The sequence below is a fragment of the Pseudomonas sp. TMW22091 genome, assembly GCF_022496705.1.
Taxonomy (GTDB): Bacteria; Pseudomonadota; Gammaproteobacteria; order Pseudomonadales; family Pseudomonadaceae; genus Aquipseudomonas; species Aquipseudomonas saxonica.
The window spans coordinates 1-24,030 of record NZ_SCFI01000010.1 but is presented as its reverse complement, the minus strand read 5'-3'; the positions used below and the strand labels follow the sequence as shown (position 1 = coordinate 24,030).

General features: G+C 58.2%; 20 protein-coding genes and 1 pseudogene. 10 read left to right on the top strand and 11 right to left on the bottom strand.

Going from position 1 to position 24,030, the window contains the following annotated elements; all coding sequences use genetic code 11:
• Positions 1–11: 11 nt before the first annotated feature.
• The 5 genes from EQV93_RS17625 to EQV93_RS17605 all read right to left on the bottom strand — a co-directional run bounded on the left by EQV93_RS17625 (position 12) and on the right by EQV93_RS17605 (position 6,652).
• A complete protein-coding gene (locus tag EQV93_RS17625) occupies positions 12–785 on the bottom strand; it encodes an energy transducer TonB (RefSeq protein ID WP_240892065.1) in 774 nt (257 codons plus the stop codon).
• Entirely contained in the window at positions 782–1,228 is a 447-nt protein-coding gene (gene tolR, locus EQV93_RS17620; protein ID WP_240892064.1) for a protein TolR, read from the bottom strand. The genes EQV93_RS17625 and tolR overlap by 4 nt, the downstream gene beginning before the upstream one ends.
• Positions 1,229–1,245: 17 nt before the next feature.
• Positions 1,246–1,956, bottom strand: coding sequence for a protein TolQ (gene tolQ, locus EQV93_RS17615; RefSeq protein WP_122782375.1), 711 nt, complete (start codon positions 1,954–1,956; stop codon positions 1,246–1,248).
• A gap of 62 nt (positions 1,957–2,018) precedes the next feature.
• Entirely contained in the window at positions 2,019–3,929 is a 1,911-nt protein-coding gene (locus EQV93_RS17610) for a phytase (RefSeq protein WP_240892063.1), read from the bottom strand.
• 191 nt (positions 3,930–4,120) lie between these two features.
• Positions 4,121–6,652: a TonB-dependent receptor gene (locus EQV93_RS17605; RefSeq protein ID WP_240892062.1), complete on the bottom strand. Its 2,532-nt coding sequence runs from the start codon at positions 6,650–6,652 to the stop codon at positions 4,121–4,123.
• 1,062 nt (positions 6,653–7,714) lie between these two features.
• Between EQV93_RS17605 and EQV93_RS17600 the strand changes: the two genes are divergently transcribed.
• Positions 7,715–8,635 (top strand): GGDEF domain-containing protein, encoded by a 921-nt coding sequence (locus tag EQV93_RS17600; RefSeq protein ID WP_146387396.1) that lies wholly within the window; start codon positions 7,715–7,717, stop codon positions 8,633–8,635.
• Positions 8,632–9,666 carry an AraC family transcriptional regulator gene (locus tag EQV93_RS17595; RefSeq protein ID WP_146387395.1) on the top strand — a complete coding sequence of 345 codons (1,035 nt, stop codon included), beginning with the start codon at positions 8,632–8,634 and terminating at the stop codon, positions 9,664–9,666. Before EQV93_RS17600 ends, EQV93_RS17595 begins: the two co-directional genes overlap by 4 nt.
• Positions 9,667–9,823: 157 nt before the next feature.
• Here the strand turns inward: EQV93_RS17595 and EQV93_RS17590 are convergent, their stop codons facing one another.
• From EQV93_RS17590 to EQV93_RS17565, 6 genes are all read right to left on the bottom strand, one after another.
• Positions 9,824–11,260 (bottom strand): amidohydrolase family protein, encoded by a 1,437-nt coding sequence (locus EQV93_RS17590; protein WP_240892061.1) that lies wholly within the window; start codon positions 11,258–11,260, stop codon positions 9,824–9,826.
• Positions 11,261–11,283: 23 nt separating this feature from the next.
• On the bottom strand, positions 11,284–12,012 hold the full coding sequence (locus EQV93_RS17585) for an ABC transporter permease (protein WP_336247129.1): 729 nt from the start codon (positions 12,010–12,012) through the stop codon (positions 11,284–11,286).
• A gap of 64 nt (positions 12,013–12,076) precedes the next feature.
• Complete coding sequence (locus tag EQV93_RS17580; RefSeq protein WP_240892059.1) at positions 12,077–12,907, bottom strand: ABC transporter ATP-binding protein; 831 nt, start codon at positions 12,905–12,907, stop codon at positions 12,077–12,079.
• On the bottom strand, positions 12,904–13,938 hold the full coding sequence (locus tag EQV93_RS17575; protein ID WP_240892058.1) for an aromatic ring-hydroxylating dioxygenase subunit alpha: 1,035 nt from the start codon (positions 13,936–13,938) through the stop codon (positions 12,904–12,906). Before EQV93_RS17575 ends, EQV93_RS17580 begins: the two co-directional genes overlap by 4 nt.
• A gap of 57 nt (positions 13,939–13,995) precedes the next feature.
• The gene (locus EQV93_RS17570; protein WP_122784268.1) at positions 13,996–14,997 is read right to left on the bottom strand and encodes an ABC transporter substrate-binding protein; all 1,002 of its coding nucleotides are present in this window, start codon (positions 14,995–14,997) and stop codon (positions 13,996–13,998) included.
• A 1,075-nt stretch (positions 14,998–16,072) separates the two neighbouring features.
• On the bottom strand, positions 16,073–17,086 hold the full coding sequence (locus EQV93_RS17565) for an Ldh family oxidoreductase (RefSeq protein ID WP_240892057.1): 1,014 nt from the start codon (positions 17,084–17,086) through the stop codon (positions 16,073–16,075).
• A 144-nt stretch (positions 17,087–17,230) separates the two neighbouring features.
• Between EQV93_RS17565 and EQV93_RS17560 the strand changes: the two genes are divergently transcribed.
• From EQV93_RS17560 to EQV93_RS17525, 8 genes and pseudogenes are all read left to right on the top strand, one after another.
• Complete coding sequence (locus EQV93_RS17560) at positions 17,231–18,106, top strand: MurR/RpiR family transcriptional regulator (RefSeq protein WP_122785548.1); 876 nt, start codon at positions 17,231–17,233, stop codon at positions 18,104–18,106.
• Positions 18,107–18,119: 13 nt separating this feature from the next.
• Positions 18,120–18,869 (top strand): transporter substrate-binding domain-containing protein, encoded by a 750-nt coding sequence (locus EQV93_RS17555; protein ID WP_122785549.1) that lies wholly within the window; start codon positions 18,120–18,122, stop codon positions 18,867–18,869.
• 103 nt (positions 18,870–18,972) lie between these two features.
• The gene (locus tag EQV93_RS17550; RefSeq protein WP_240892056.1) at positions 18,973–19,692 is read left to right on the top strand and encodes an ABC transporter permease; all 720 of its coding nucleotides are present in this window, start codon (positions 18,973–18,975) and stop codon (positions 19,690–19,692) included.
• Positions 19,689–20,399 carry an ABC transporter permease gene (locus EQV93_RS17545; RefSeq protein ID WP_240892055.1) on the top strand — a complete coding sequence of 237 codons (711 nt, stop codon included), beginning with the start codon at positions 19,689–19,691 and terminating at the stop codon, positions 20,397–20,399. Before EQV93_RS17550 ends, EQV93_RS17545 begins: the two co-directional genes overlap by 4 nt.
• 41 nt (positions 20,400–20,440) lie before the next feature.
• Positions 20,441–21,682, top strand: coding sequence for an NAD(P)/FAD-dependent oxidoreductase (locus tag EQV93_RS17540; protein WP_240892054.1), 1,242 nt, complete (start codon positions 20,441–20,443; stop codon positions 21,680–21,682).
• A gap of 16 nt (positions 21,683–21,698) precedes the next feature.
• A complete protein-coding gene (locus EQV93_RS17535) occupies positions 21,699–22,487 on the top strand; it encodes an amino acid ABC transporter ATP-binding protein (RefSeq protein WP_272492687.1) in 789 nt (262 codons plus the stop codon).
• A 225-nt stretch (positions 22,488–22,712) separates the two neighbouring features.
• Positions 22,713–23,252, top strand: coding sequence for a DUF1523 family protein (locus tag EQV93_RS17530; RefSeq protein ID WP_240892053.1), 540 nt, complete (start codon positions 22,713–22,715; stop codon positions 23,250–23,252).
• A gap of 554 nt (positions 23,253–23,806) precedes the next feature.
• Positions 23,807–24,030: pseudogene (locus EQV93_RS17525) on the top strand (hypothetical protein); the annotation flags it as partial.

Below are 24,030 nucleotides of genomic sequence, written 5' to 3'. Positions count from 1 at the left end.
GAGCGTTGGCATTATTCAATCTTGTAATGAAAGGTATTGCGCACCCCCGGCACCGTCACTGCCTGGCCATCGACCATGCGCGGCTGGTAACGGAAGGTGGCTGCGGCCACCAATGACGGACGGATAAACGCGGGGTGGCAATTGCCGACGACTTTTGGATTGTCGACCTTGCCCTGCGGAGTCACTGAGTACTCCACCGTACAGTCCCCTTGAATGCCTTTATCCAATGCCCGCTGCGGGTAGTCCGGTGCCACTTTGCTGATGGGCAAATACTGGCGCACATCGGCGGCCGCTGCGGCTTGTTGCGCGCGTCTGGCGTTGTCGGCGACCACACGAGCCTGCTGCGCGGCGGCTGCGGCCACGGCTTGCTGACGCTGTGTTTCGACTTGTTCGGCGCGCTCGCGCACGATTTTTTGCTGCTCATCCTGTGCCTGTTTTTCTTCCTTTATGCGTTTGCGCGCCAGTGCCGCCTGTTCCAGTTTGCGCGCCTGAATCTGTGGATCTACCGCAGGTTTAACCGTTTCAGGTGGGGTTTGCACCCGCGGCGCCGGCACCTCAACCGGTGGCGGCTGCACCACCGGCGCTGGCGCCACAGGTTCAGCCGGCAACATCACCAAGCGGGTTTTCAAGGTGGAGACCACAGGCTCGGGCATGTCTTGACTCATGCTCCAGCCCAGCACCAGAAAAGCAATCACGGCACTGTGCAACGCCACCGTGACCACTGCCGCCTGACTGTTGTGCCACAGACTAGCCCCCGGCACCCTCTGCATCAGCGCGGTACTCATTGCGGTGCCTCGGTCACCAGTCCCAGGTTCGTGACGCCCCCTTGCTGCAAGGCCGCCATCGCTTTAACCACGCTGCCATAACCCGCCTCGTTATCTGCACGGATATACACCTGAGTGTCACCCTTGCGTGCCACCACTTCGCCTATCTTCGCTTGCAGCTCTTGCAGGTTGAGCGCACTGTCCGTCTGGTTTTTAGTGTCCAGCTCGCTGCCCAGATTCCAGTAGTAGCCGCCCTCAGCCTTGACCGACAAGGTCAGAATCTGCTGCTGGCTGTCGTTGACCAGGGCTTCGCTGGCGACCTTCGGCAACTCGATCTTCACCCCTTGGGTCAACATCGGCGCGGTGACCATAAAAATCACCAGCAACACCAGCATCACGTCGATGTAGGGCACTACGTTCATTTCGGCCTTGGGCCCGTGTTTGCGCTGTGGTCGAACAAGCATGTCGTCACTCCCAGTGGTTAAGCGGCAGCCGCCATGTTTCTCGCACCGGCATGCAAGCTGCGGTAGAGGCGCATTTGCACTTCATTTCCAAGGCTGTAATACCGGGTCAGCAAAGTCTGGCCACGGGCCGAAAAGCGGTTATAGGCAATGACCGCGGGGATGGCGGCAAACAGGCCGATGGCCGTGGCAATCAGCGCTTCGGCAATGCCCGGTGCGACTGTCGATAACGTGGCCTGTTGCACCTGAGACAAACCGATAAAAGAATTCATGATCCCCCACACCGTGCCGAACAGGCCGATATAGGGGCTGACCGAGCCCACCGTGGCGAGCAATTGCAGGCCTTTTTCCAAACGGATTTCTTGTTCGCTGATGGCTACGTACAGGGCCCGTTCAACCCCCTGCATCACGCCTTCGGCCTCTACGCCCGGCTGCTGTTTGAGCTGGGCGTATTCGCTGTAGGCCGCGCTGAATACCTGCTCGGCCCCGGCGTCGACATGGCTATTGTCCCGGCTTTGGCGGTACAGCGCGCCCAACTCGCCGGGTGCCCGAATGCGCTGGGTGAAGGCGTCTATGTCTCGCTCGCTGCGACGCAAAATAGCGCTGCGGCGCACAATCAAAAACCAGCTTGCCATTGAAGCCAGCAGCAAAATCAACATCACACCTTTGACCAACAGGCTGGCGTCGGTAATCAGGCCCCAGATCGTCATATGTTCCATGGTTGCTTGCATGTCGTTGCTCCTGCGGGGTGAGTCGTAATGAATATCGATTGAAACCGATTCAGATGACCGGATTAAGGCAACTGCAACGCCTTGGCCACTTCGCTCCAGGGGATGTATTTGTAGTTCTGGGCCTGCTCGGGCATGCGCTTGCGACCGTCCTGCACCACCAGCATGCCTTGGCTCCATGGCCCGCCCAGATTGGCCGAAGTCACCTCCAGACCGTCGGTTTCCGAGGCACCGTCAATGCCCGCCTCGGCATTCACACCCACACGAAACGCGCCACGCACGGCAAACGGCGGCTCGGCATCGACCACCACGTAGCTGTCGTTGCCCTGACTGGAGATCACCAGATAGTTGTCATGCTCGGTCTGGTACAAGCCCATGCCTTCGATATCGTCATGCACTTGATCACCGACCTTGATCACCGACGTCATCTCGGCCGGCTGGTCGGGACGCGCATCCACGGCCCACACCGCCACATCTTCTTCACCGAGGAACAGGCGCTGATGTTTATCGTCTGCAACACAGCCTTCAGGTTGGGTCGCAACGTTGAACTGGCGCACCTGCTCGCCCTGCACCTGATCACCCTTGGCAAACAGACGGTGCTGCACAAAGGTGCCGTCCTTATCGTTGGCAAAGCTGTAAATGTCGCCCGAGGGAGACTTGAACAGGCACAAGCCATAGATGTCCGGCAGTGCGGTGGCAATCTCACCCGCCGGTTTAACCTCGCCGGTACTGCGATCGATGCTGAACACGCTCAAGCTGTTGTGATCACGGTTAGTCGCTACGGCCAAGTCCACCGTGTGACCCGAGAGTTTGAACTCAGGTCGCACATCGACATTGTTCAGGCGCCCGACCGGCAGGTGCTGCACGCGCTTACCCTGCAGGTCATACACCTCAAGCCCCTGCTGCTTGTTGGTGCCCAGTACCCGGCTCAAAGCCGGGGTTTGCGGGTGGACCCAGATGGCCGGGTCATCCGCCGCATCGCCCTGGCTCAACACTCCATCGGTTTGTACGGCCGGTTTGACGACTGGCAACACAGGGGCCACTGGTGCTGGCGTCGCCTTCCAGTCGAGCATGCCTTCAAACAGCTGATTATTGCTGGCGTCCTGCACCAGCACTTGCACACCTTGCGCAGTTTGGCGCAACGCCAGGTGCTCAGGCTCGACGACGCCCTTGAGCGCCAGGCTGGCCACGGGCGTCCAACGCTTGCCTTGTTGCTGATACAGATTGAGCTGCGCTGCTTCAGCATCCAGCCCCAGCATCGCGCCCGGCATTACCGCCATCGCCGCAGCGGACTTTTTGAGGTTGCCGTACGGTTCAATCATGGCCACCGGCAAGCGTGAGACATCCGCCTCGGCGTGGGCGGGATAGGCCCACCAGCCGACATTCTCTTCGTTGACGAACAGTTGCTGCGTGCCGTCCTCGACCTGACAGAACTCAGCCTTGGGTGGCAGCGGCAGGCTGCGCACCAAGCGCGGGGTTTTCAAACGTTGCTGATCAGCGGCCACCAGCCATTGTTCGCCCTTGCCCTCTTCGCCTACGGTGAACAGGTAAATATTGCTCGCGTCGTCGCGGTACAGGCACACCCCGTTAACCGCGTAGTCGCGGGTCGGCAAGTACATCGGTGCTTGCCACTTGCCAGTCGCAGGGTTGAGGCTGAACAGGGCCACTTGCTGACGGGTTTTGTCCTGGCTGGCCACCAGCACCTGATCGCCCAGAGTTCGGCTGTCCAGGCCGGCAAAGGAACCCTTGATCTGGCTCAGGGTTTTGCCCTGCTTATCCAGCAATAACACCCCATCGCGCCGGCTCACGGCCAGTCGTTGATCGCCCGGGCCACCGGGCACATAACTCAGTGCCTGGGCTTTACTGGGCGACCACGAATGCAACGCGGGCGGGGTGATGTCGGCATATACACTGCTTGCACTCAGACAGGCCAGCAAGGGTAGCAATCGGGGGTTGCGCTTGAACGAAAAAGTCATGAATTTAGCCTTGGTAATTATTTAGAGAACGTCGTTGCCCGTAGCAGCTGACGAGTAGTGCGAGGCTGCGATCGGACGCGAAGCGTTCGTGAATCTGAGGAACCGAGTTGAATGGTTTTACGACTGCTGCGCAGCCGACCGCAGCCTCGCAGAGCTCGTCAGCTGCTACGGATACGGATACGGAAATGTGGTCAGAAGTGCGTAAACGTCAGCCCCACCGAGTAGGTCGGGCCGTACTCTTCGTACTGGTTGTTGTAGCGACGGTTACCGCTGTAGACGAAGTAAGGTTGGTCAGTAAGGTTTTGCGCATCGAAGCTGATCTGCAGGTCTTTGGTCAGCGAGTAGCGGGCGCTGAAATCGACGAAGGTCTGGGCGTCGACATGGCTGTCGTGAGCCTTGTCGTTGATTCCAGCCAGTTCATAGAGGTACGCCGACTTGTAGTTGGCCGACAGGCGCACGCTGAGCTTGTCGTCTTCCCAGCCGAGCATCAGGTTGCCAACGGTCTTGGACTGGCTCGGCAAGTCGATATCGCGCTTGATCGTGGTGCCGGACACCGCATCAAAGCCTTCAACACTGGCTCTGGAGCGGCTGAAGGTGGTGTTGGCGCCCAGGATCACGCCGTTCCACGGCGATGGCAGCCAGTCGAATTTCTGCGAATAGGCCAGTTCAAGACCGTACAGCTTGGCGCTGTCGCCATTGGCGTAACTGTGGGCTTCGGTAAAGTCCGCCCACTCCCCGCTGCCGGCCAGATCGGTGTTGTAAACGAAGTTCTTGATGTCTTTGTAAAACAGGAACGCCGACACCGTGCCCGCGTGGCCCATAAAGTGTTCGATACCCAAATCGAAGTTGCTCGACTCCAAGGGTTTTAGGTTTGGGTTGCCGAACTCGGCCACGTCATCGTCGATGACAAAACCCGGTGCCAGTTGGCCGAAGGTCGGACGCACCACGGTGTTGGTCCAGGCAGCGCGCACCTGGGTGTTTTTGGCTAACTGGTAACGGGCATGCAGCCCCGGTAACCAATGGTGGTAATCACGCTGGGTGTCTTCGTCCTCAAACACACCATTGCGCACGCCAGTGCCTTTGGCCTCGAACTCGGTGCCTTCGTAGCGCAGACCTGCGATAAAGCGCCAATCATCGATATCGACTGTGTTCATCACATACGCCGCGTTGATGTCTTCGCGCATGGTGAAGTCATTGGCCCGCGACTCTTGCTCGTCATAGAAGTCATCACGGTTCAGCCCGCCGATCAAATCCTTGATGGCACTGCCACTGATGCCGGGGCCGAACTGGCCCAATGAATAGTGCACCGAGCCTTTGGCGAACTGATTGAGATTGAGCTGATCGTCGCTGTAGCCCAGATCAGAGAAGTCTTCATAAACCCAGGCGTTGAGGTCGTTGTCTTTGTGGCGACGGCTGACCTTGCCGCCGAATTTGACCTGCGAGGCGTAACCCTGCACGTCGTAATCGCGCGCCAGATCGAGGCGAATGTTCTTCTCGGTGTCCTTAGTGTTTTGCTCTTCCCAATCCACCTTGTCGAGGCTGAAATTATTGGGGTCGTAAAAACCCGCACCAATGATCGGACGCGGTTTTTCAGTGTCATAAAAACCGCTGTCGGCGAAGCGGGAATTGCCTTTAAACGTAGCCCCGGCGATATGCCCCGGGCTGTCTTCGCTGGACTTGCTGTAGCCGGCCTGCCCGCTCAGCGTCCACAGGCCCATGCTGCGTTCACCGCCGAACACATAAGACTGAATTTCCTGGGTTTCTTCACGCTGTTTGAGCTTGCGCTTGGCCTTGGCATCGCCCAGCTCGCCTGCGGCCTGAGGGTCAGCAAATTCGAGGGCCGTGGAGTTGCGGGTCTCGCTGTCCTTGAAGCGGCTGTACAGCGTGCGCAGGTACAGGCTGGTGTCGTCGTCAGGCTTGTAATCGAAATTAAGCCCCCCGCCGGTGCGTTCGCGGCTGATGTCGTAGACCCGTTGCTCAAAGCTGTTCAAACGGGCGCCATCGGTAAAGTCCCAGTCACCGGCGGTCTCGACGTTATCTGAACGAAAGTCGCGTTTATTCCAACTCAGGGCGGCAGCGACACCAAAGTTATCGATACCGTCGCCCAGGCTGAAGCGGTCACTGATGGCCCCTGACACTTTAGGGCTGGTTTGCGCGCTTTTATCGTTATAACTGGCCTGTGTTGTGCCGGTGTAAAACAAGCCTTCATGGTCGAAAGCCGACAGGCTTTGCACATCGACCGTGCCGCCGAGGGAGTTGGCATCCATGTCCGGGGTCAGGGTTTTGATGACCGACAGCGACTGCACCAGTTCGGAGGGCAACACATCCAGAGCCACCGCGCGGCGGGTGCTTTCTGGTGACGGCACCAGCGTGCCGTTGATGGTCACGCTGTTGAGGTCGGGGCCAAGGCCCCGCACGCTGACGAAGCGACCTTCGCCCTGATCGCGTTCGATGCTGATGCCTGGCAAGCGTTGCACAGCCTCGGCGACGTTGGCGTCTGGCAGCTGCGCAACGCCGTCGGCGTGTACGACGTTTTCGATGTTGTCCGAGTTGCGTTGTTGCTTGAGCGCCTTGTCCAGGCTGGCGGCTTGCCCTACTACTTCAACGTGTTCAGTGGCGCCGATGGCGGTCTCGGCAGCGCTCAGGCGCTCGCTGGCGATGGCCAGTGCCACTGCACTGAACGTAAAGCCGACCCACTGCGTTCTGCTCCGACACTTGTACATGTTTGCTCCCCCCGAAATCCCGCGACAGGCCGGGCAAATGGCCCGACAACTTGGGAGCGAACGCTAGGGTCGGTGAATGACAAAGCTGTGACAGTGGTTGGCCAAGCCCGTTGAAAATGGGCTTTTGAAAGGGATTTTGGAGGTAAATGAGCTGATTTGACCCCGCTTGGTTTTTAGCTTTTAGCTTTTAGCTTTTAGCTTTTAGCTTTTGGCTTTTGGCTTTTGGCTTTTGGCTTTTAGCTTTTGGTTTTAAAAACCATCTCACTGCTGCCACCGAAACAGTGGGAACGACACTGGGGCCCATCACAGGAGGCTGAACGCAGGTGCTGTTATGGGGGTGGCGAGGCAGGACGCCGAGCCAGCCGCGATCGGGCCAAGGATGGCCCGTCGCGGCGTGCCCCCATAACAGTGCCTTCGTTCTGGCACCGGGCGAGCCTAGGCGAGCTCGGCCGTATGGTAGGGCAAGGACTTTTTGGGTACTTTTGTGGCTGTTTGACAAAAGTACCTCGCCGTAAGGGCGAAACCTTTCTTCCAGTTAAAAGCATCCAATGGATATGTACTCGTAGCTTTTAATTGGCCTAGGTACATATCCATTAGGTGTATCAAGACGTTCTACGGGTTACGCCCTTACGGCGTGTCACTTTGCAAAAGCCGAGTGTCGGACCATGACAAAGTAACCAAAACGCTTCCGCCCCCGCGTACGGCCCTCGCTGCGCTCAGGTGTCCCTCACTCCGGTCCCGCTCCGTGGGCACGCTGCGACGGGCCATCCATGGCCCGATCGCAGCTCTCCCGGCATCCATGCCGGTCGACCCACTCCGCGAAACCTCCTCTCGGCCTCCCGAAGGGTCGGCAGATCAAGATCAAGATCAAAAGCAAGATCAAAAGCAAGATCAAGATCAAGATCAAAAGCAAGGTCAAAGGCAGAATCAAACGCCCGGTTTTAGGGCGCTTATAAATATTTCTCGACATGATCCTTGAGCTGATTTGACCTACACATCTTGTAACACCGTTGTCACACACCTCTGTTCTGCTGGCCGTTACCACGTTCGGGTAGAACAAAAATGAGCTGGCTCAACATACTTAAACACCATCGCTGGACCCTCGGTCTGCTGTTGCTGGCAGCCAATATCGATCTATGGCTGACCCTGGCCTTTGGTACGGCCAAATCCTTCCATGAATGGCAATGGCTGGACATCGTCGGCGAAGGCGGTACTGCGCTGTTTATGGTGTTCTGGCTGGTACTGGTGCTTAAAAGCCGGCCCACCGGACGGGTCACTAACTACCTCGCTCTCGGCCTGAGCTGTATGTTTTTGTCATGGTGGATGGACGTGCTCGATGAGTTTATCCGCCTGCCCAAGCACATCAGTTGGGATCACTGGCTGGAGTCAGGACCAATGCCCATCGGCATGGTGTTGCTGACGATTGGTCTGTACCACTGGCACCGCGAGCAACAAGCCATCAATCAGCAGATGGAGAAGCGTGAACGGGTGTTTCGCGAGCATCGCCTGTTCGACAAACTCACTCCGCTGGGCGGCGCTGATTACCTCAAACGGCAAATCAGCGATTGCCTGACCCAAAGCCTTGAGCAGCAACAGCCCTTGTCATTGCTGGCACTGGATATTGACGACTTTAGTGCGATCAATCAGCAGTACGGCCACGCTGAAGGTGACGCCGTGTTGCAAGCCCTCAGTCAATTGGTGCTGCTCAACCTGCGCCGTCATGATCTGCTCTGCCGACTGGCGGGCGACCGCTTTGTGGTGCTCCTGCCCAATACCGGCGAAAGCCAGGCGCGTTTGCTGGCACTGGAGCTGCAACAAGCAGTACAAGGCCTGGCGCACAAAACCCGCTTGCAAGGGGAGCGGTTGTATTTGGCGGCCAGCACCGCCGTGGTGATGGCGGTCAATGAAACGCCTGAAGCGCTGCTCAAGCGGTTAAACCTGACCCTCGCCCGTGCCAAACCCTTGCGCAGGCAGCAAGCATGAAGCCGGATAACCGCTGGTACGAGGCCGACAGCCGTTTTATCCCCGGCCATTACCAGCCTGCGATGTTGATCGACCTGGCCTTGTCGCGGGGTATCGACAGCCATCGGCTGCTACGTGGCACAGGCTTGTTTTACGACGACATCGCCGCCGGTCACACACGGCTTAGCCCTCAGCAGTTTTTTGGTTTGATCGATAATGCCCATCGCTTGCTGGCGGCTGATGACAGCAGCTTTTTGTTTGGCCAACGCCTGTTACCGGGGCATTACGGGCCTGCCAGTCATGCCCTGCAGCAAGCGCAAACTCTGCATCAGGCGCTGGACACCGTTATCCATAACCGTGCCCTGCTCAGCCCCTTGCTGACGCCGCGTTTAGTGCTGGATGAGCACTATGCCTATCTGTACTGGCTCGACAGCTGCGGCGCACAAGCGCACCTACGTTTCGTCCTGGAAGCCAGCATGACCGCAATCAAAAGCATGACTCAGTGGTTGAGCGGTGAACGCTTGCCGTGGGCCTGCAGCTTCAGCCATCCCGAGCCACGCTATGTTGAACAGTACTGGGTGCACCTGGGTGAACACACCGAGTTTGGTAGCCAGCTGGACATGATGCGCATCCCCCGTGAATACCTGACGCAGCCTTGGCCCAACGCTTCGGCGACTGCTCGACACGTGGCGCTGCAACAGACCCAGGTGCAGTTACAAGATGTGGGCTTCAGCGCCAGCCTGCTTGACCGGCTGTACGTGTACCTGCGCGACAATGCCCGCCAATGCCCCAGCCTTGAACAAGCGGCCGCACAGTTTTCGATGAGCCAGGCCACCCTCAAGCGCAAGCTGAGCAAACACGGCACTCACTTTCAGGCGCAGCAGGATCAGGCGCGCAAACATGTGGCGTTGTACCTGTACCAGATCAAGGGATTGAGCAGCGAAGCGGTGGCGCAACAGCTGAACTTCAACGACCCGGCTAATTTTCGTCGAGCGTTGAAGCGGTGGACGGGGTGTACGCCGAATTTGATCCGGCAGTTCTTGCGGGTGTAAACATCGCCCTTCGTAGCCGCTGCCGAAGGCTGCGTCCGGGGCGCAGCCGCCGTAAAATCAGACACTCCGGTGTGCCAGTTGAACCCGACACTGCGTATTTACGGTTGCTTCGCAACCGGACGCAGCCTTCGGCAGCGGCTACAAAAGTGTTTAGACCTTAACGTCTGACACCCGCGCGACGTTGCAGGTCGCGCACCGCTTGCGCAGCCTCACGACCAAGCTGGGCCATATCCAACCCGGGAATGCAGTCATCAGTCACCACTTGCCGACCTCCAATCAGCAAGGCTTTAAGACTCGCCCGTCCTCCACAAGCTACTGGGCCAATCGCCGGATCGTGCAGGCCGAAATAACGCGGGTCGTCCAACCGGTAAAGGGCAATATCCGCCGCCTGCCCCACCGCCAGACTCCCTAATGCAGGTAAGCCCAGCACCTGAGCGCCACCCGCGGTACCCCAGCGCACGACATCTTCAACCGTCGCCGCATCGGCACCACCTTCGAAAGTGCCACCGGCGTAGCGCGGCTTGGCCTGCTCGCCCTTGCGGGCGCGCTGCATCAGCCACGCGGCATGGGTTTCCGATTGCATATCCGCGGCCTCGTTGGACGCAGCCCCATCAACGCCAATGGAGATCGGTACCCCAGCCGCCTCCAGTGCCACAATGTCGGCAATTCCGCTACCCAATCGCCCATTGCTCTGTGGACAGTGGGCGATGCCCGTTGCGGTTTGCCCCAACAATCGAATTTCATCAGGCAGCAGTTTGACCAAGTGCGCAAACCATACATCCGAACCCAGCCACTCATGCTCGGCGCAGAATTGCACCGGGCTCATGCCAAACTTAGCCTTGGCCGCATCCAGGTAGTCCACCGTTTCAGATAAATGTGTGTGCAATCGCACACCCAAGGCACGCGCTACTCGCGCTGTCTCTCGTAGTTCTTCGGGGGTGGTGGAATGCAAGGCCGTGGTGGGGGCCATGACCACCCGACGAAACGCATCCGGTGCAGGGTCGTGATAAAGCCAGGTCAGGCGCTCGACGTCTGCCAGATAGTCGTCGAGTTTTTCCGCACGCAGCGCCTGCGGCAAGTCGGCCTCCAACTGCCTTGTCTGGGTGGCGCCACCCCGGCACAACACAAAACGCATACCCACCGCCTGAGCTTCTTCAAACAGAATCGCCGCGCTGTCGTAAGGCATGCCGGGGTAATACAGGTAATGGTGGTCGGCTACCGTGGCGCAGCCGGAGCGTAACAATTCGATCAGACCGATACGCGCCGCAAGCCTGAAGCTGTGCTCATCAAAAGCCCCACGAAAACGGTACGGTGTGGCCGCCAGCCAAGACGTCAGGCTCTGATTCAGGCCCTGCGGCTCCCCCTTGAGCAGTGATTGGAACAAATGATGATGGGTGTTGATCCACGCCGGATAGACCACACAATCACGCGCATCGATAAGGGTTTCCCCCGGCAAGGGCTGCAAAGCGCCCATCGCAACAATACGCCCGGCCTGCACGCGAATATCCGGCCCGGCATGGCGCGCCTCGACGCCTCGAAGCCCAGTGAGCACATGCTGAGCATTGCGAATCAAACACGCGTTGGTGTCAGTCATTGGATTTCCACTTGAGGTCATAGTTAGCCCTGCTCACTTTCATGCCAATGCCCGAGGCTGTACTTCGCCGATGCGGCCATCAGGCTGAACAATAAAATACCGGTGAGCGCGATTAGAACCAGTGCCGCAAACAGACGCGGGATATTCAACTGGAACCCTGCCTGCAGAATTTGATACGCCAGCCCGGCACCTGTACCGCCTGTGCCCGCCACAAACTCAGCGACCACAGCACCGATCAGTGCCAACCCGCTGGCAATGCGTAAACCACCGAAAAAGTACGGTAAGGCACTCGGTATGCGCAGCCGTGTGAGCGTCTGCCAACGCCCTGCCCGGTTGAGTTTGAACAGATTGAGCAAACCCGGATTGACGCTGCGCAAGCCCAGCACCGTGTTGGAGATAATCGGAAAAACGGTCACCAGCGTGGCGCAAATCACCAACGCCAGGGTGGTGTTGCTGACCCAGATAATGATCAGCGGCGCGATGGCCACCACGGGCGTAACTTGCAAGAGTATTGCGTAGGGAAACAGGCTGGCTTCAAGCCATCGGCTTTGTACAAATACAAACGCCGCAGCCACACCCAGCACCACTGCCAGGGCAAAGGACAGAAAGGTGATTTTCAGCGTGACCCACAGCGCGCTCATCAATAATGGCCCGTCCTGAATCAGCGTCTGACCGATGGCCAGCGGGCTCGGCACTAAGTACACCGGGACTTTCAGGGCAACACACAGCCCTTGCCAAAGCCCCAGCAGCAGCGCACCTACCAGCAAGGGTGCGAGGATTTTTTGCACGCGTGGATTCGCCAGCCACGCCGGGTTTTCAGTATCCATATGCACTGCCTCCCACAGCATCCATCTGGCCGTTTGCCTGCGCCAGCAAGGCCGACAAACGCCCGCACTGAGTAATAAAACCGGAGGACATGCGAAAGGCATCGTCGCGCAGACTCGGCCCCTCAATGGCCACATCGGCCAGCACCCGGCCCGGCCGGGCGCCCATTACCACTACCCGCGAGGACAGAAACACCGCCTCATAAATGCTGTGGGTTACAAACACCACGGTCAGATCACGCTCGGCCCACAATTTGCGCAGGTCGCTGTCGAGCCGGTTACGGGTAAATTCATCGAGCGCCCCGAAGGGTTCGTCCATCAGCAACAGATTCGGTTCGGTGACCAGCGCACGGGCAATCGAGGCGCGCATCTGCATTCCCCCCGACAATTCGCGCGGATAAGCATGAGCAAAGTCCTTCAGCCCAACCCGATTCAACGCCGTTTGTACCCGCCGTACCTGGCCAGCCTTGGGCACGCCACTCAGTACCAAAGGTAAACCGACATTTGCGGCAATTGTCGCCCAAGGCATCAATGTGGCTTCTTGAAACACCATCGCCATTTTTTGTTCCGCTTCGGCCTGACCGATCGCCCCCTTGCCCCACCAACGCACATGCCCGGCGCTGGGTTGCTCAAGCCCGGCAAACATCTTCAACAAGGTACTTTTGCCACAGCCGGAGGGACCGAGGAGTGAGACAAACTCCCCGCGCCCCACGCTCAATTTCAGCCGTTGCAAGGCATGAGTGCCGTTGCTGTAGGTTTTTTCGACCTGGTTAGCCAGCAACACAGGGGGTTGCGAGTGATTAAGGTCCAGAGCGGCGTTCATAACGGCACCCCCGCCGCACGGAATTGCTCCTCTTCACCATGAGCCTGCAACAGATCAAAGAGCATCTTGCGCATGATCAGCCCCGGTTTATCGGACTCCATATGAAACTCCACACGCCGCCGTGTATCAACGCAGGCATCGTAATCTGTGGCTTCGAGAATATCCTGGTCTTCACGGGTAATCGGCGCGTCCCAGGCAATCAACTGCTCACTGCTGCAATCGGCCTCGCTGTCATTGCGATACAACCACTGCACCAACTGAATGGTTTTGTCGTCAATAGGCGTAGCGCAGTTGTAGATGATGTGGTGCACACCACTGTCCGGGTAGGTGCAACCGAAACGCCGGACAAACGGCAGATCCCAGCGATTGAACAGGTGTCGGGTGGTGGTCGGTGTATCGGTGCCGGTAATGCGATGGCCTGCCGGGGGGTTGTTGATCGGCACGATGGTTTCGGCTTCAAAGCCCCACTCTTTCTTTACAAACTCGTATTTGGACGGTTTGGGCTGGCTAAGCATGCCGAAGTTGGCTTTGTGCACAAAAGAAAAGTGCGAGTTATCGAAGGAGTTTTCCATAAATCGCAGCGCACTGGTCTTCCATTGCTCGTAAAACTGAAAGATGCGCCGGTAAGCCGGCGCGCCATCCTCTGCAAATACAGGAATGGGTTGCAAGGGTTCATCGAGGCAGACCCACACATAGCCGTATTTTTCCTGACAGTGAAACGCTGTGGTCCTGGCGCCAGCGGGGATAGGGGCATTGTCGGCCTGCTGCGGGATGCACACACAAGCGCCTGTCTGATCGTAGCGCCAGCCGTGATAGCCGCACACAATCACACCGTCCTCGACCCAGCCTTTTGACAGTTGCGCGGTGCGATGGCAACAGCGGTCAGCCAGCGCCACGGGGCCTTGCTGCCCCATAAAAAGCACCACTCGCTCGCCGAGCAAGGTGAAAGGTTGCGGCCCGTTGTTCAGTTGCGACACGGGCATCAGGGCATACCAGAAACGACGCAGTACCGGTTGTTGGGTGACGAGCATGGGAAATCCTCAATTGTTAGGCAAGGCCTTCTGCGAGGCCGGATCACGGGCAATCGGTTACTGGCTGGCCTGGGTCTGACTGATGGGCAGCACGTTGAGATCTTTGACAAAGCGCGTGTCATAGGCTTTGCGCCAATCAACGTCTGCCTTGAGTAAACCGGCCTCGACCATAAAATCGCGGGTGGCCTGCCAGCGTGCATCGGTCATCACACCAATGCCTTGGGTTTGCGCATCACCGCCGTCAACCAGCCGGTATTGCTTAAGCGTGGCCACCCCCCAGTCGAGCAACTCATCACTCATATTCGGGTTGGCCTGTTTAATCAGCGCGTTACCCGGTGCCGGGTTGGCCAGGTAACTGCGCCAGCCTTGCATTGAGGCCTGAATAAAGCGTTGCAAGACCTCGGGCCGTTGCTCGATTACATCGGAACGCGTCACCAGTGTTGAGCCATAGGGGGGATAGCCCGCCTCAGCAAATAATAGAAAGTGAGCCCCCGGATCAGCTTGGCGCCCCTGAAACAACTCTGAGCTGGCGTAGGCTTGCTGGGCGGTATTGGGATCGTTCAGAAATGGTTGCAAGTTGAAGGTATAAGGTTTGGCCTGTGACTCCTCCAGGCCGTATTTTTGCTTTAGCCAAGGCCACCAAGTCTGCTGCCCCGAGGTTGAAACAAGAATGTGCTTACCCTTGAGCTGAGTTAAATCCTGCACATCGGCATGCGCCATCAAGCCTTGCGGCTCGCCCTGAAAAGCGGCGGCCACAGCGACCACAGGCAATTGCTGCTCTTGGCTTTTGAGCACTTGCAGATCGTAATTGAGGATGACATCGGCCTGCTTGCTGAGCAGCAACTGCATGCCGTTGACTTGCGGGCCGCCCATGCGGATGGACACGTCCAAGCCCTGTTTGGCATACAGGCCTTCGGCCACAGCCTGATAAAAACCGCCGTGCTCGGCTTGGGCATACCAAGAGGTAAGCAGCACGATTGAGTCATTGGCCTGAGCCAGAGGGGTGAGCAGCAAGGTTAAAGGCAAGGCTTGCCAATATGAGGTTCGAGCACGGGTCATGGGCACTGCTCCTGCAAAAGCACTACACGGATAAGACCGGGAAGCAGGAGGCTTGAGGGGTGGTGCGGAGAAAGGTTTAAACCGGCCGCTGGACCACTCTCCCGAGCCGACTGATCGCCAGGTTCAGGCACCCGTATCACGGGTGTGTAACCGAAGTCACAAGAGCAATGCCCGGCACAGTGTGAGATGTGTGCTGACCGCTTCTACTCGGGTTATTTGCTAGCAGGAGACGTGCCAATTTAGCTTTTAGCTTTTAGCTTTTAGCTTCAGAACAATCTCACTGCTGCCACCGAAACAGTGGGAGCCAACGCTGAGGCCCATCACAGGAGGCTGAACGCAGGTGCTGTTATGGGGGTGGCGAGGCAGGACGCCGAGCCAGCCGCGATCGGGCCAAGGATGGCCCGTCGCGGCGTGCCCCCATAACAGTGCCGGAGTGAAGGCACCGGGCGAGCCTAGGCGAGCTCGGCCGTATGGTAGGGCAAGGACCTTTTGGTTCCTTTTGGGATGGTCCGACACTCGGCTGTTTGCCAAAAGGAACTCGCCGTAAGGGCGAAACCTTTATTCCAGTTAAAAGCATGTAATGGATATGTACTCGTAGCTTTTAATTGGCCTGCGTACATATCCATTAGGTGTATCACGGCTTTCTACGGGTTCCGCCCTTACGGCGGCTCACTTTTGTCAAACAGCCACAAAAGTAAGCAAAAAGGCCTTGCCCCCGCGTACGGCCCTCGCTGCGCTCAGGTGCCCCTCGCTCCGGTCCCGCTCCGTGGGCACGCTGCGACGGGCCATCCATGGCCCGATCGCAGCTCTCCCGGCATCCATGCCGGTCGACCCACTCCGCGAAACCTCCTCTCGGCCTCCCGAAGGGGCGGCAGATCAAAAGCCAGATCAAAAGCAGATCAAAAGCAGATCAAAAGCCAGATCAAAAGCAGATCAAACGCTCGCTTACGCTCTTGCTCTTCTAAGGAGCGGGGCTGCGACAAGGGCCCCAAGACCCTCAAAAAACAGGGCCACTAACGTGGGCTTTTGTTCAATTACAGTGCAGCAAGCACCAAAAAAGCGCCCGCGCCGCTCGTCACGCCAACGCACGCAACTTGGCCAGTTCTTCTTCCCCCAACACAATGCCGTCGCTCAAGGATTTGGCCCGCTCTATAAAGCGTCGATCACCCGGCATACGCTCAAGCCCCACACCCTGCATCTGACGCACCAGTTCAGCACTGCGCTCGGCAAAGTTGTTGCCCGCGGATTTGCTCGGGTCGATCACAATTAATAATTGCCCCGTCCAGGGCGTCTGCGCCCCAGGGTGTTTCGACCAGTCAAACTCAAACGAGAAGTTGCCGCCCGTCAACGCAGCCGCCAGCAGTTCCACCATCATCGACAGCGCCGAGCCCTTGTGCCCCCCAAATGGCAGTAAGGCTCCGCCGTCCAGGATTTCTTTGGGGTTTTCAGTCGCCGCGCCGTGTTTATCAACACCCATACCTGCAGGCAACGCATGGCCCTTGCGCGCAGCAATTTGCACGTCGCCGTGGGCAATCGCACTGGTGGCCAAATCAAAAACGATGGGCGAGCCGCCCGCACGCGGTGCGGCAAAAGCAATCGGGTTGGTCCCGAATAACGGTTTGGAGGCGCCATGGGGCACCACGCAGGTCATGCTGTTAACCACGCTCAACGCCACCAGCCCCTCTTCGGCGAACGGCTCAACGTCGGGCCATAACGCCGCGAAGTGATGGGAGTTGCGTATCGCCAATACGGCAATACCGGCACTGCGGGCCTTTTCCACCAGCAACCCTCGGGCCGCCGCCAACGCAGGCTGGGCAAAACCATTGGCCGCGTCTACCCGCACAAAACCACTCGCCACGTCCTCAACCACCGGCACCGCTTGACCATCCACCCAGTGACTGGCCAAAGACGACAAATAACCGGGAATGCGGAATACCCCATGACTGTAGGAGCCGTCGCGCTGCGCCCGTGCGCAGTTGTCCGCCAACACCTGTGCCACCGCAGCAGAGGTACCGTGGCGTTCAAAGATCTTTTGCAACAGGGCAGTCAGTTCGCCAAGGGTCAGCGATGAGGTGGCGGGATGGGACATGGTGGCGCTCCAATGGAATTGTTTTTATCGGGGTGCAACGTCGAGGCCAACTATCCTGTTGTGACAGTTATCTGTCAATTGTTGACTTAATGACAGAAAACCTTCACTTTCTGCAACGCGCTGATACAACAACAGGAAGCAGCCGTGAGCCAGTCGATTAAACAACGCCTTGAAAGCAGCCTGTCAACCGCCGCACCTTCGGGTCGGGCGATTGCCAGTTATATGCTGGCCAATCTTTACGAGCTGCCCTTTCAGACCGCCGCCGACATCGCCACCAAACTGGGTGTCAGCGAGTCCAGTGTCGGGCGTTTCTGCCGGGCGTTGGGCTACAGCCATTTCAAAGACCTCAAAAACGACCTTAAAGATGACCTCGGCGATGGCCCCTGGCTGGTCGGTGATCGCTTGCAGGAATTCCGTCAGCAGTCCAGTCATGGCCCCCAAGGTCTGCCGCGCAGCTTTGAGCTGGAAGTGGCGGCGCTGGTCAAGGTCTACGAATATAGCCTGACCCCGCAATGGCAAACCGTCAGCCAGCGCCTGGCCACACGACGCAGGGTATTTGTCGCAGGCTTTCAGACCGAGCGCGGCATCGCCGACGCCATGGTGCATTTGCTGCAATACCTGCGCGATGGCGTGCAACGGGTAGATGGCGCCGCCGGGCATTACGCCGATGTGCTGCTATGCCCGCCCGAGGACTGCGCACTGGTGGTGTTCGAAGCCCGCCGCTATTCGCGCCACGCCCAGCTGTTATGCCGCAAGGCGCGCGAGGCCGGTATTGCCGTCACGCTGATTACCGACACGTTCTGTGACTGGGCCGAGCAAAACGCCGATGAAGTGTTTCGCGTGCCCACCGAATTCAATCTGTTCTGGGAATCCACCGCAGCCATGCTGTCGCTGGTGCACCTGCTGATCAACGAAGTCTGCAAACAACTGGGACCGGACGTCGAAAAACGTCTTGAGGCAACCGCGGCCTTGCACAACGAGTTCGTGGGCTACACCTCCTCACCCGGCTCAAAACAATAAAACGAGGTGCTAGATGAACAACGTCATTCGCTTTGCCAGTGCATGTGCAATGGTTGCTGCTTTCGCGTCCAACGCGCAGGCCGAGAAACTGACAATCGCCACGGAAGGCGCCTACCCTCCTTTCAACTACGTTGACTCAGACAACAACCTGCACGGCTTCGATGTCGACATTGCCAAGGCCGTGTGCCAGCGCATGAACGCCGAGTGCACGATCGTGGCTCAAGACTGGGACGGAATCATTGCCGGGCTGATGGCCAAGAAATATGACGCCATTGTCGCGTCGATGATCGTCAACGAAGAACGCAAAAAGAAAATCGCCTTCACCAACCACTATTACCGCACGCCGCTGTCCATCGCCGTACCCAAGGACTCGTCCATCACCGATGCCCAGTCCGACTTCAAGGGTAAAACCGTGGGCGCGCAAAGTGCCGCAACGCAAAGCATCTATGCCGAAGAGCATTACAAGGATGCCGACCTCAAGCTCTATCCGACCCTGGATGAGGCCAATAGCGAGCTGGCCAACGAGCGGGTCGACGTGGTGATTGCCGATAAATTCCCGTTGCTGGAATGGGTCAATAAAACCGGCAAGGACTGCTGCAAAATCATTGGTGACGTCGACGGCACCATGGCCGACGCAGCGATTGCCGTGCGCCAACAAGACAACGCGCTGCGCGAGCGTTTCAACAAGGCACTGGACGAAATCGTGGCCGATGGCACCTATAAAAAGATTTCCAGCCAGTACTTCGACTTCGACATTTACTGAGTCACCCGCCCTCGCGTGAGGGCTTGCCTGCCTCTCACTCTGCCCTGCGCACGCACCGTGCGCAGCGGCTGAAATCGGCCCATTTTTGCCCGGGGATTCGAGCATGCTCGATCAACTCTCATTACTCTCCTTTGCCAGTGGCGGTTGGGGCTCGGCGTTGCTGGCCGGCTCGTTGGTGACCATTGCGCTGGCGTTGAGCTGCCTGCCCATCGGTTTGCCGCTGGGGCTGATCGTGGCCATCGCCGCACGCTCTAAAAATCGCTGGATGCGCGCATGGGCGACGACCTTTTCCACGGTCTTTCGCGGCCTGCCGGAACTGTTGACGCTGCTGATCATTTATTACGGCTGCCAGATCGCCGCGCAGAAAATCCTTGCGCTCATGGGCTATGACGCGCAGTTCACGATCAATACCTTTGTCGCAGCGATGATTGCGTTCAGTCTGGTGTTTGCCGCCTTCTCCAGTGAAATCTGGCTGGGGGCATTCAAAACCATTCCCAAGGGCCAGTTTGAAGCGGCCTCGGCGCTGGGCCTGTCGAAGTTCACGACCTTTCGCAAGGTGGTGCTGCCGCAATTGGCCCGTATCGCCCTGCCCGGCCTGTCGAATAACTGGCTGTCGCTGCTCAAGGACACGTCGCTGGTGTCCACCATCGCGCTGGTCGACCTGATGCGCCAAACCAATCTGGCCGTTAGCGTGACCAAAGACCCGATGCTGTTTTATAGCGTGGCGTGCTTCATCTACCTGTTCTTCTCAGCGATTTCGGGGCGTCTGTTCGCCTTTCTTGAGCGCTATTTCAACCGCCATGTACGGAGCGTGCAGCCATGAGCCTGACGGAACTGCAAAACCTCTTTCTCAGCCCCGAGTTGCTCGAACGCTACGGCCCGCGTTTTATCGACGGCATGCTGGTCACCCTCAAGCTGGTAGCGATTTCATTCACCCTGGGGGCGCTGCTCGGGTTGCTGATTGCCCTGGGGCGCTTGTCGAGCAATCGATTTGTGCGCAATTTTACCGGCGCCTATGTGTATTTCTTCCGTGGCTCGCCGCTGCTGGCGCAGTTGTTTCTGCTGTATTACGGGCTGGGCTCATTCAAAGGGTTGTGGCAAGACATTGGCTTGTGGTGGTTTTTCCGCGATGCGTGGTTCTGCACCTTGCTGGCGTTCACCCTGAATACAGCGGCGTATCAGGCTGAAATTCTGCGCGGCAGCATTCTGTCGGTAGCCCAAGGCCAGCGCGAAGCCTGCAAGGCATTGAACCTGTCGCGCTGGACTACCTTTCGCAAAATCATCCTGCCGCAATCGCTGCTGGTGGCCATCGGCCCACTGGGCAACGAACTGATCTTGATGATCAAGGCCAGTGCCATTGCCTCCCTGGTCACCATTTACGATTTGATGGGCGTGACCAAAATGGTCTTCTCGCGCAGTTTCGACTTTCAGGTGTACCTGTGGGCCGCCGTGCTCTACCTACTGATCGTGGAAGTCGTGCGGCGCAGCCTGAAACTGATTGAAGGCCGCCTCGGCCGCCACTTGCAGTAAGCCTGGCTGCCTCGTCGGCCCACCGTTTTAAGGAAGTGACTATGCACTGTGACACTCTCGTTCTGGGCGCCGGCATCGTGGGCGTCAGTACCGCGCTGCACCTGCAGGCGCGCGGCCGTAACGTGGTCTTGCTAGACCGCGCACAGCCGGGCAGCGGCACCAGTCACGGCAATGCCGGGCTGATCGAACGCGCCAGCGTGATCCCCTACTCGTTCCCCCGAGAGATCACACGACTGCTGCGCTACGGCCTCAATCAGCAATCGGATGTGCGCTACAGCTTCAAGCACCTGCCCAAAGCGGCAACCTGGCTGATGAACTACTGGCAACACTCGTCCCCCCGAGGACTGGCCAAAGCCACCGCCGCCATGCTGCCGCTGATTGAACGCTGCGTGAGTGAGCATGACCTGCTGGCAGAGCCGGCCGGGATGACGCATTTGATTCAGGACAGCGGCTGGATCGAGGTCTATCGCACCCAGGCCGACTTCGACAAGGCCCAGGCGGATGCACAGGCCTTGAGCGAATTCGACCTGAACTGGTGCGTGCTCAATCAACAGCAAGTGCACGCGCTGGAACCCGGTTTGCACAGCGATGTGATCGGCGCCATTCACTGGCTCGACCCCAAAACCGTCAGCGACCCGGGCGGTCTCACCCGTGGCTATGCCCAATTGTTCAAGCAGCGCGGTGGCACCTTTGTGATCGGCAATGCCGCCAGCCTGCGCCAGACCGCCGGGCAATGGCAGGTCGAAAGCGATAAAGGGCTGATAGTCGGCAATGAAGTGGTGGTCGCGCTCGGCCCACAAGCCCGGGACATCTTCGAGCCGCTGGGTTACTCCATACCATTGGCGATCAAGCGCGGCTATCACATGCACTACGCAGCCAAGGACGGCCAGCGCATGCAGCACCCGATTCTGGATTCGGTCGGCGGATATGTACTGGCACCGATGGTGGGCGGTATACGCCTGACCACCGGGATCGAGTTTGCCGACAGTGATGACCCGATTAATGAAATCCAGCTGCGCCGCTGCGAAGAACGGGCCCGTCACTTGTACCCGCTGGGCGAACGCGTGGATGCACAACCGTGGCTGGGCCGCCGTCCATGCCTGCCGGACATGTGCCCGGTGATTGGCCCAGGCAGCCGGCATAAAGGCCTGTGGTTCAACTTTGGTCACGCCCACCACGGTTTGACCCTGGGCCCGATAAGTGGCCGTCTGCTGGCCGAAATGATGACCGGCGAATACCCGTTCACTGACCCGACGCCTTACAGCGCCGAGCGCTTTTACTGATCATTGGAGACGCACCATGCAGGCTCAACCCGCTTACGTTCATAACCCCGTGTCTCTGGTCACTGACAGCCGCAAGGTCGTGGTGGATATTGCAGGCCTGAACAAGTACTACAGCGCCTTTCATGTGCTTAAGGGCATCGACCTTAAAGTGCATGAAGGCGAACGAATCGTGCTCTGCGGCCCGTCAGGGTCGGGTAAGTCGACACTGATCCGCTGTATCAACCGGCTGGAAATTGCTGAAAAAGGTCGCATTCTGGTCAACAACACGGATCTGTCGCAGACCAACCGTGAAGCGGCACACGTGCGCAGCGAAATTGGCATGGTGTTTCAGCACTTCAACCTGTTCCCCCACATGAGCGTGCTCGACAACTGCATCCTGGCGCCCATGTCAGTGCGTGGGCTGTCGCGCAAAAAGGCCATAGAACTGGCTGATCACTTTCTCAATAAAGTCGGTATTGCCAGCCAGGCACACAAGTACCCGAGTCAGCTCTCTGGCGGCCAGCAACAGCGCGTGGCCATTGCCCGCGCCCTGTGCATGGAGCCAAAAATCATGCTGTTTGACGAGCCGACCTCGGCGCTGGACCCGGAAATGGTCAGCGAAGTACTGGACGTGATGGTCAAACTGGCTGGCAGCGGCATGACCATGTTGTGCGTGACCCACGAAATGGGCTTTGCCCGGCAAGTGGCGGAGCGGGTGTTGTTCCTTGATGGCGGCATGATTATCGAAGACTCCCCCCCCGAAGCGTTTTTCAACGCACCGAAAAGCCCGCGGGCCAAGGCGTTTCTTGCGCAAATCGTGCACTGAACCGTCCAAAGCCCCCTAAACTGATACAAATTATGTAGGAGACATACCCGGAACTTGTAGTCGCTGGCACAGGCTGCGATAAGATCCGCCGGGATTTGGGCGGTCTGCCGTCTGGTCACCCTGCGCGTCCAAACGCAGCGTTGGGCAAAGTGCCCGCTACCGAATTCGGCGCGATGAGTTCAATTATCAGTAATCAGGAAATTTCGATATGTACGTGGTGATGGCATGAAATGGCTCAAGGGCATCATTCTGGGCGTGGTCCTGCTAGCAGTGGGCGCTGTCGGGCTTGGGCTGTTTTACTTTCTTCCTCAACACGATGTCGTGATGGTGACGGGAGTTGAAGTCAAACGGGTCGATCACAATGGCGTCATCAACGCAGAAAACCCGGCCGACGGGCCGACTCGGGATGTGTACTTCATCAACACCGAAGACCCGGTGACCAAAAAAGTCATGGTGTACCGCAACGAAGACACGGGCTGGTCGTTCCCTTGGTACTTCAAGTTCGACTCGGCTGACATTCAGGCCAAGGCTCAGGGTTATTCCCGTGATGCCGAGCAATTGGCGCTGATTCGTTATTACGGCTGGCGCATCAAGATTTTCTCGGTGTTCCCTAACGTGACGTCGATTGAAGCCACCACCAGCCGCGAAGAACCGTTCCCTTGGTTCAATACCATCTTCTTCACAGTGCTGGCATTGGTGCTGATTGTGATTGCTGTCTTTATCAAACGTCGTGTCAAACACCGCCCGCAAATGCAGGTCAACTAAGCAGTGGCGCACCAAACCGATCGCAACCCTCGTTCCTCGCCAGCAAGGTTGTGATCTGCTTTTGATCTGCTTTTGATCTGGCTTTTGATGTTGATCTGCCGCCCCGTCGGGAGGCCGAGTGGAGGTTTCGCGGAGTGGGTCGACCGGCATGGATGCCGGGAGAGCTGCGATCGGGCCATGGATGGCCCGTCGCAGCGTGCCCACGGAGCGGGACCGGAGTGAGGGACACCTGAGCGAAGCGAGGGCCGTACGCAGGGGCAAGGACCTTTTGCTTACTTTTGGGGCTGTTTGCCAAAAGTGAGCCGCCGTAAGGGCGGAACCCGTAGAAAGATTTAATACATCAAATGGATATGCACGCAGGCCAATTAAAAGCTTCGAGTACATATCCATTAAATGTGTCTAGCTGAACTAAAGGTTTCGCTTTTACAGCGAGGCACTTTTGTCAAACAGCCACAAAAGTACCCAAAAAGGCCTTGCCCCTGCGTACGGCTTTCGCTGCGCTCAAGTTCCCTCGCTCCGGTCCCGCTCCGTGGGCACGCTGCGACGGGCCATCCATGGCCCGATCGCAGCTCTCCCGGCATCCATGCCGGTCGACCCACTGCGCAGAACCTCCACTCGGCCTCCCGACGGGGCTGCAGATCAAGATCAAGGTCAAGGTCAAGGTCAAGGTCAAGGTCAAGGTCAAGGTCAAGGTCAAGGTCAAGGTCAAGGTCAAGGTCAAGGTCAAGGTCAAGGTCAAGGTCAAGGTCAAGGTCAAGGTCAAGGTCAAGGTCAAGGT

Bases quoted from the DNA above. Each gene is read 5' to 3' on its own strand.
- EQV93_RS17590 (WP_240892061.1), bottom strand. From the start codon at position 11,260: ATGACTGACACCAACGCGTGTTTGATTCGCAATGCTCAGCATGTGCTC.
- EQV93_RS17625 (WP_240892065.1), bottom strand. From the start codon at position 785: ATGAGTACCGCGCTGATGCAGAGGGTGCCGGGGGCTAGTCTGTGGCAC.
- tolQ (WP_122782375.1), bottom strand. From the start codon at position 1,956: ATGCAAGCAACCATGGAACATATGACGATCTGGGGCCTGATTACCGAC.
- EQV93_RS17580 (WP_240892059.1), bottom strand. From the start codon at position 12,907: ATGAACGCCGCTCTGGACCTTAATCACTCGCAACCCCCTGTGTTGCTG.
- EQV93_RS17570 (WP_122784268.1), bottom strand. From the start codon at position 14,997: ATGACCCGTGCTCGAACCTCATATTGGCAAGCCTTGCCTTTAACCTTG.
- EQV93_RS17575 (WP_240892058.1), bottom strand. From the start codon at position 13,938: ATGCTCGTCACCCAACAACCGGTACTGCGTCGTTTCTGGTATGCCCTG.
- EQV93_RS17555 (WP_122785549.1), top strand. From the start codon at position 18,120: ATGAACAACGTCATTCGCTTTGCCAGTGCATGTGCAATGGTTGCTGCT.
- EQV93_RS17550 (WP_240892056.1), top strand. From the start codon at position 18,973: ATGCTCGATCAACTCTCATTACTCTCCTTTGCCAGTGGCGGTTGGGGC.
- tolR (WP_240892064.1), bottom strand. From the start codon at position 1,228: ATGCTTGTTCGACCACAGCGCAAACACGGGCCCAAGGCCGAAATGAAC.
- EQV93_RS17605 (WP_240892062.1), bottom strand. From the start codon at position 6,652: ATGTACAAGTGTCGGAGCAGAACGCAGTGGGTCGGCTTTACGTTCAGT.
- EQV93_RS17535 (WP_272492687.1), top strand. From the start codon at position 21,699: ATGCAGGCTCAACCCGCTTACGTTCATAACCCCGTGTCTCTGGTCACT.
- EQV93_RS17595 (WP_146387395.1), top strand. From the start codon at position 8,632: ATGAAGCCGGATAACCGCTGGTACGAGGCCGACAGCCGTTTTATCCCC.
- EQV93_RS17565 (WP_240892057.1), bottom strand. From the start codon at position 17,086: ATGTCCCATCCCGCCACCTCATCGCTGACCCTTGGCGAACTGACTGCC.
- EQV93_RS17540 (WP_240892054.1), top strand. From the start codon at position 20,441: ATGCACTGTGACACTCTCGTTCTGGGCGCCGGCATCGTGGGCGTCAGT.
- EQV93_RS17545 (WP_240892055.1), top strand. From the start codon at position 19,689: ATGAGCCTGACGGAACTGCAAAACCTCTTTCTCAGCCCCGAGTTGCTC.
- EQV93_RS17530 (WP_240892053.1), top strand. From the start codon at position 22,713: ATGAAATGGCTCAAGGGCATCATTCTGGGCGTGGTCCTGCTAGCAGTG.
- EQV93_RS17610 (WP_240892063.1), bottom strand. From the start codon at position 3,929: ATGACTTTTTCGTTCAAGCGCAACCCCCGATTGCTACCCTTGCTGGCC.
- EQV93_RS17600 (WP_146387396.1), top strand. From the start codon at position 7,715: ATGAGCTGGCTCAACATACTTAAACACCATCGCTGGACCCTCGGTCTG.